At 66.4% G+C, this 1,815-nt stretch carries 1 protein-coding gene; it reads right to left on the bottom strand.

Going from position 1 to position 1,815, the window contains the following annotated elements; translation table 11 throughout:
• Positions 1-1,815: 2-oxoacid:acceptor oxidoreductase subunit alpha (locus ACIPWY_RS40300; RefSeq protein ID WP_401537097.1), on the bottom strand; the 1,815-nt coding region annotated here is incomplete at its 5' end.

Raw genomic sequence — 1,815 nt, forward strand, 5'->3', positions numbered from 1 at the left:
TCAGCCATGGATGGCCTCCTTGAGAGCCGTGGCGAGCTGCTCCGCCTTGAACGGCATGCCGTTGACCTGGTTGTAGGAGCGGGCGTCCACCAGATACCTGGCCCGGATGAGGGTGGCGAGCTGACCGAGGTTCATCTCGGGGATCACCACCTTGTCGTAACGCCCCAGGACCTCGCCCAGATTCCGCGGGAAGGGGTTCAGATGACGCAGATGCGCCTGCGCGATGTCCTCACCCGCCGCCCGCAGCCGGCGCACCGCCGCGGTGATCGGCCCATACGTCGAACCCCAGCCGAGGACCAGGAGGTTGGCCTGGCCCGAGGCGTCGTCGACGTCCAGGTCGGGGACCTCGATCCCGTCGATCTTGGCCTGGCGGGTGCGGACCATGAACTCGTGGTTGGCCGGGTCGTAGGAGATGTTGCCCGTGCCGTCCTGCTTCTCGATCCCGCCGATCCGGTGCTCAAGACCCGGCGTGCCCGGGATCGCCCACGGACGCGCCAGCGTCTTCGCGTCGCGCTTGTACGGCCAGAACACCTGCGTGCCGTCCGCCTCCGTGTGATTCGGCCCGGAGGCGAACTGGGTCCGAAGATCCGGGAGTTGATCCACCTCCGGGATCCGCCACGGCTCCGACCCGTTGGCCAGATAACCGTCCGAGAGGAGGAAGACCGGGGTGCGGTACGTGATCGCGATCCGGGCCGCCTCGAGCGCCGCGTCGAAACAGTCCGCGGGCGTCCGGGGCGCCACCACCGGAACCGGCGCCTCACCGTTACGCCCGTACATCGCCTGCAGCAGATCCGCCTGCTCCGTCTTGGTCGGCAGACCCGTCGAAGGACCGCCCCGCTGGATGTCCACGACCAGCAACGGCAGTTCGAGCGAGACCGCCAGCCCGATCGTCTCCGACTTCAGCGCCACACCCGGACCCGACGTCGTCGTCACCGCCAGCGAACCACCGAACGCCGCACCCAGCGCCGCCCCGATCCCCGCGATCTCGTCCTCGGCCTGGAACGTGCGCACACCGAAATTCTTGTGCCTGGACAGCTCATGCAGGATGTCCGACGCCGGCGTGATCGGATACGAACCCAGATACAGCGGCAGATCCGCCTGCCGTGACGCCGCGATCAGCCCGTAGGACAGCGCCAGATTCCCCGAAATATTGCGGTAGGTGCCGGTCGGGAACGCGGACGCGGCCGGCGCGACCTCATAGGAGACCGCGAAATCCTCCGTCGTCTCACCGAAGTTCCAGCCCGCGTGGAAAGCGGCCAGGTTCGCCTTCATGATCTCGGGCTTCTTCGCGAACTTCGACCTCAGGAACTTCTCCGTCCCCTCGGTCGGCCGGTGATACATCCACGACAGAAGACCCAGCGCGAACATGTTCTTGCTCCGCTCGGCCTCCTTACGCGACAGCTCGAACTCCTTGAGCGCCTCCACCGTCAGACTCGTCAACGGCACCGGATGCACGTGATAGCCGTCCAGCGAACCGTCCTCCAGCGGGCTGCTCGCGTAACCGACCTTCTGCATCGCCCGTTTCGTGAACTCGTCCGTGTTCACGATGATCTCCGCGCCACGCGGCACATCCGCGATGTTCGCCTTCAACGCGGCCGGGTTCATCGCCACCAGAACATTCGGCGCGTCCCCCGGCGTCAGGATGTCGTGATCCGCGAAATGCAACTGAAACGAAGAAACACCCGGCAGAGTCCCCGCAGGGGCCCGGATCTCGGCGGGAAAGTTCGGCAGCGTCGACAGATCGTTCCCGAACGACGCCGTCTCCGAGGTGAACCGGTCACCCGTCAGCTGCATCCCGTCACCCGAGTCACCCGC

It is taken from the genome of Streptomyces sp. NPDC090032 (assembly GCF_044748025.1).
GTDB lineage: Bacteria > Actinomycetota > Actinomycetes > Streptomycetales > Streptomycetaceae > Streptomyces.